General features: G+C 56.9%; 2 rRNA genes. Both read right to left on the bottom strand.

The window, feature by feature from the left end:
• Positions 1-22: 22 nt before the first annotated feature.
• Positions 23-3,147: ribosomal RNA gene (locus tag BFF76_RS16015) — 23S ribosomal RNA — on the bottom strand.
• A 298-nt stretch (positions 3,148-3,445) separates the two neighbouring features.
• Positions 3,446-4,971: ribosomal RNA gene (locus BFF76_RS16010) — 16S ribosomal RNA — on the bottom strand.
• The 16S and 23S rRNA genes sit together here, the layout of an rRNA operon.
• Positions 4,972-5,053 lie beyond the last annotated feature (82 nt).

Genomic DNA, 5,053 nt, shown 5'->3' with positions numbered 1-5,053 from the left:
AACACAGTGGACGCGAGCAACTGAGGACAAGCCCTCGGCCTATTAGTACCAGTCAGCTCCACCCGTTACCGGGCTTCCACATCTGGCCTATCAACCCAGTCGTCTACTGGGAGCCTTAACCACTCAAGGTGGTGGGAATACTCATCTCGAAGCAGGCTTCCCGCTTAGATGCTTTCAGCGGTTATCCTTTCCGAACGTAGCCAACCAGCCATGCCCTTGGCAGGACAACTGGCACACCAGAGGTTCGTCCGTCCCGGTCCTCTCGTACTAGGGACAGCCCTTCTCAATATTCCTACGCGCACAGCGGATAGGGACCGAACTGTCTCACGACGTTCTAAACCCAGCTCGCGTACCGCTTTAATGGGCGAACAGCCCAACCCTTGGGACCGACTCCAGCCCCAGGATGCGACGAGCCGACATCGAGGTGCCAAACCATCCCGTCGATATGGACTCTTGGGGAAGATCAGCCTGTTATCCCCGGGGTACCTTTTATCCGTTGAGCGACAGCGCTTCCACAAGCCACTGCCGGATCACTAGTCCCGACTTTCGTCCCTGCTCGACCCGTCGGTCTCACAGTCAAGCTCCCTTGTGCACTTACACTCAACACCTGATTGCCAACCAGGCTGAGGGAACCTTTGGGCGCCTCCGTTACTCTTTAGGAGGCAACCGCCCCAGTTAAACTACCCATCAGACACTGTCCCTGATCCGGATCACGGACCCAGGTTAGACATCCAGCACGACCAGAGTGGTATTTCAACGACGACTCCACAACCACTGGCGTGGCCGCTTCAAAGTCTCCCACCTATCCTACACAAGCCGAACCGAACACCAATATCAAACTATAGTAAAGGTCCCGGGGTCTTTCCGTCCTGCTGCGCGAAACGAGCATCTTTACTCGTAGTGCAATTTCACCGGGCCTATGGTTGAGACAGTCGAGAAGTCGTTACGCCATTCGTGCAGGTCGGAACTTACCCGACAAGGAATTTCGCTACCTTAGGATGGTTATAGTTACCACCGCCGTTTACTGGCGCTTAAGTTCTCAGCTTCGCACACCCGAAAGTGCACTAACCGGTCCCCTTAACGTTCCAGCACCGGGCAGGCGTCAGTCCGTATACATCGCCTTACGGCTTCGCACGGACCTGTGTTTTTAGTAAACAGTCGCTTCTCGCTGGTCTCTGCGGCCACCCCCAGCTCACCGAGTAAATCGGATCACCAGTGATGGCCCCCCTTCTCCCGAAGTTACGGGGGCATTTTGCCGAGTTCCTTAACCATAGTTCACCCGAACGCCTCGGTATTCTCTACCTGACTACCTGAGTCGGTTTAGGGTACGGGCCGCCATGAAACTCGCTAGAGGCTTTTCTCGACAGCATAGGATCATCCACTTCACCACAATCGGCTCGGCATCAGGTCTCAGCCTTAATGTGTGACGGATTTACCTACCACACGGCCTACACCCTTACCCCGGGACTACCACCGCCCGGGCTGGACTACCTTCCTGCGTCACCCCATCGCTTACCTAGTACAAGTCTGGTTCGTCGGCTCCACCACTACCCTCAACTCCGAAGAGATCGGGCCGGCTTCACGGACTTAGCATCGCCTGATTCAGTATTGGGCGTTTCAAAGCGGGTACCGGAATATCAACCGGTTGTCCATCGACTACGCCTGTCGGCCTCGCCTTAGGTCCCGACTTACCCTGGGCAGATCAGCTTGACCCAGGAACCCTTAGTCAATCGGCGCACACGTTTCTCACGTGTGTATCGCTACTCATGCCTGCATTCTCACTCGTGAACCGTCCACAACTCGCTTCCGCGGCTGCTTCACCCGGCACACGACGCTCCCCTACCCATCCATACGGGCGTTGGCCCTATGTGTATGAATGACACGACTTCGGCGGTACGCTTGAGCCCCGCTACATTGTCGGCGCGGAATCACTTGACCAGTGAGCTATTACGCACTCTTTCAAGGGTGGCTGCTTCTAAGCCAACCTCCTGGTTGTCTCTGCGACTCCACATCCTTTCCCACTTAGCGTACGCTTAGGGGCCTTAGTCGATGCTCTGGGCTGTTTCCCTCTCGACCATGGAGCTTATCCCCCACAGTCTCACTGCCGTGCTCTCACTTACCGGCATTCGGAGTTTGGCTAAGGTCAGTAACCCGGTAGGGCCCATCGCCTATCCAGTGCTCTACCTCCGGCAAGAAACACACGACGCTGCACCTAAATGCATTTCGGGGAGAACCAGCTATCACGGAGTTTGATTGGCCTTTCACCCCTAACCACAGGTCATCCCCCAGGTTTTCAACCCTGGTGGGTTCGGTCCTCCACGAAGTCTTACCTCCGCTTCAACCTGCCCATGGCTAGATCACTCCGCTTCGGGTCTAGAGCGTGCAACTCAATCGCCCTATTCGGACTCGCTTTCGCTACGGCTTCCCCACACGGGTTAACCTCGCTACACACCGCTAACTCGCAGGCTCATTCTTCAAAAGGCACGCAGTCACGACTGCATGTGCAAGCACATACAGCGACGCTCCCACGGCTTGTAGGCACACGGTTTCAGGTACTATTTCACTCCGCTCCCGCGGTACTTTTCACCATTCCCTCACGGTACTATCCGCTATCGGTCACCAGGGAATATTTAGGCTTAGCGGGTGGTCCCGCCAGATTCACACGGGATTTCTCGGGCCCCGTGCTACTTGGGTGTCTCTCAAACGAGCCGTTGATGTTTCAGCTACGGGGGTCTTACCCTCTACGCCGGACCTTTCGCATGTCCTTCGCCTACACCAACGGTTTCTGACTCGTCTCACAGCCGGCAGACTATGAAAGAGAGATCCCACAACCCCGTATGCGCAACCCCTGCCGGGTATCACACGCATACGGTTTGGCCTCATCCAGTTTCGCTCGCCACTACTCCCGGAATCACGGTTGTTTTCTCTTCCTGCGGGTACTGAGATGTTTCACTTCCCCGCGTTCCCTCCACACTGCCTATGTGTTCAGCAGCGGGTGACAGCCCATGACGGCTGCCGGGTTTCCCCATTCGGAAACCCCCGGATCAAAGCTTGGTTGACAGCTCCCCGGGGACTATCGTGGCCTCCCACGTCCTTCATCGGTTCCTGGTGCCAAGGCATCCACCGTGCGCCCTTAAAAACTTGGCCACAGATGCTCGCGTCCACTGTGCAGTTCTCAAACAACGACCAGCCACCCATCACCCCACCCTTACAGGTGAGTGCACTGGGGCCGGCAACCGAAGGCAGCCATACGGCCATACCTTCAGATACCCAACAGCGTGCCCGACCCGACCGATCCCCCACCACGTTCCACGCCGAAGCAGTACTTGCAGTGATTGACCTGTCGTGCCGAATAGTCAACGTTCCACCCTTGAGCAACCACCGTCGAACATTTGCCGACGAAATGGTCTCTGGATTCCCCGAAGAGAACCAAGATGCTCCTTAGAAAGGAGGTGATCCAGCCGCACCTTCCGGTACGGCTACCTTGTTACGACTTCGTCCCAATCGCCAGTCCCACCTTCGACAGCTCCCTCCCACAAGGGGTTGGGCCACCGGCTTCGGGTGTTACCGACTTTCGTGACGTGACGGGCGGTGTGTACAAGGCCCGGGAACGTATTCACCGCAGCAATGCTGATCTGCGATTACTAGCAACTCCGACTTCATGGGGTCGAGTTGCAGACCCCAATCCGAACTGAGACCGGCTTTTTGAGATTCGCTCCGCCTCGCGGCATCGCAGCTCATTGTACCGGCCATTGTAGCACGTGTGCAGCCCAAGACATAAGGGGCATGATGACTTGACGTCGTCCCCACCTTCCTCCGAGTTGACCCCGGCAGTCTCCTGTGAGTCCCCATCACCCCGAAGGGCATGCTGGCAACACAGAACAAGGGTTGCGCTCGTTGCGGGACTTAACCCAACATCTCACGACACGAGCTGACGACAGCCATGCACCACCTGTATACCGACCACAAGGGGGGCACCATCTCTGATGCTTTCCGGTATATGTCAAGCCTTGGTAAGGTTCTTCGCGTTGCGTCGAATTAAGCCACATGCTCCGCTGCTTGTGCGGGCCCCCGTCAATTCCTTTGAGTTTTAGCCTTGCGGCCGTACTCCCCAGGCGGGGAACTTAATGCGTTAGCTGCGGCACCGACGACGTGGAATGTCGCCAACACCTAGTTCCCAACGTTTACGGCGTGGACTACCAGGGTATCTAATCCTGTTCGCTCCCCACGCTTTCGCTCCTCAGCGTCAGTAATGGCCCAGAGATCCGCCTTCGCCACCGGTGTTCCTCCTGATATCTGCGCATTTCACCGCTACACCAGGAATTCCGATCTCCCCTACCACACTCTAGCTAGCCCGTATCGAATGCAGACTCGGGGTTAAGCCCCGAGCTTTCACATCCGACGTGACAAGCCGCCTACGAGCTCTTTACGCCCAATAATTCCGGACAACGCTCGCACCCTACGTATTACCGCGGCTGCTGGCACGTAGTTAGCCGGTGCTTCTTCTGCAGGTACCGTCACTTGCGCTTCTTCCCTGCTGAAAGAGGTTTACAACCCGAAGGCCGTCATCCCTCACGCGGCGTCGCTGCATCAGGCTTTCGCCCATTGTGCAATATTCCCCACTGCTGCCTCCCGTAGGAGTCTGGGCCGTGTCTCAGTCCCAGTGTGGCCGGTCGCCCTCTCAGGCCGGCTACCCGTCGTCGCCTTGGTAGGCCATTACCCCACCAACAAGCTGATAGGCCGCGGGCTCATCCTTCACCGCCGGAGCTTTTAACCCCGCCCCATGAGGGACAGAGTGTTATCCGGTATTAGACCCCGTTTCCAGGGCTTGTCCCAGAGTGAAGGGCAGATTGCCCACGTGTTACTCACCCGTTCGCCACTAATCCACCCCGAAGGGCTTCATCGTTCGACTTGCATGTGTTAAGCACGCCGCCAGCGTTCGTCCTGAGCCAGGATCAAACTCTCCATGAATGTTTTCCCGTAATCGGGAGAGCACCATAGAAGAGCGGGACAGCCAACCGGAATAGGGTTGACAATCCACTGCGTCCTCGCT

It is taken from the genome of Streptomyces mutomycini (genome assembly GCF_001700505.1).
GTDB lineage: Bacteria > Actinomycetota > Actinomycetes > Streptomycetales > Streptomycetaceae > Streptomyces > Streptomyces mutomycini.
Note: the sequence above shows the minus strand (reverse complement) of the source record. Positions and strands in the feature narration are given on the sequence as shown.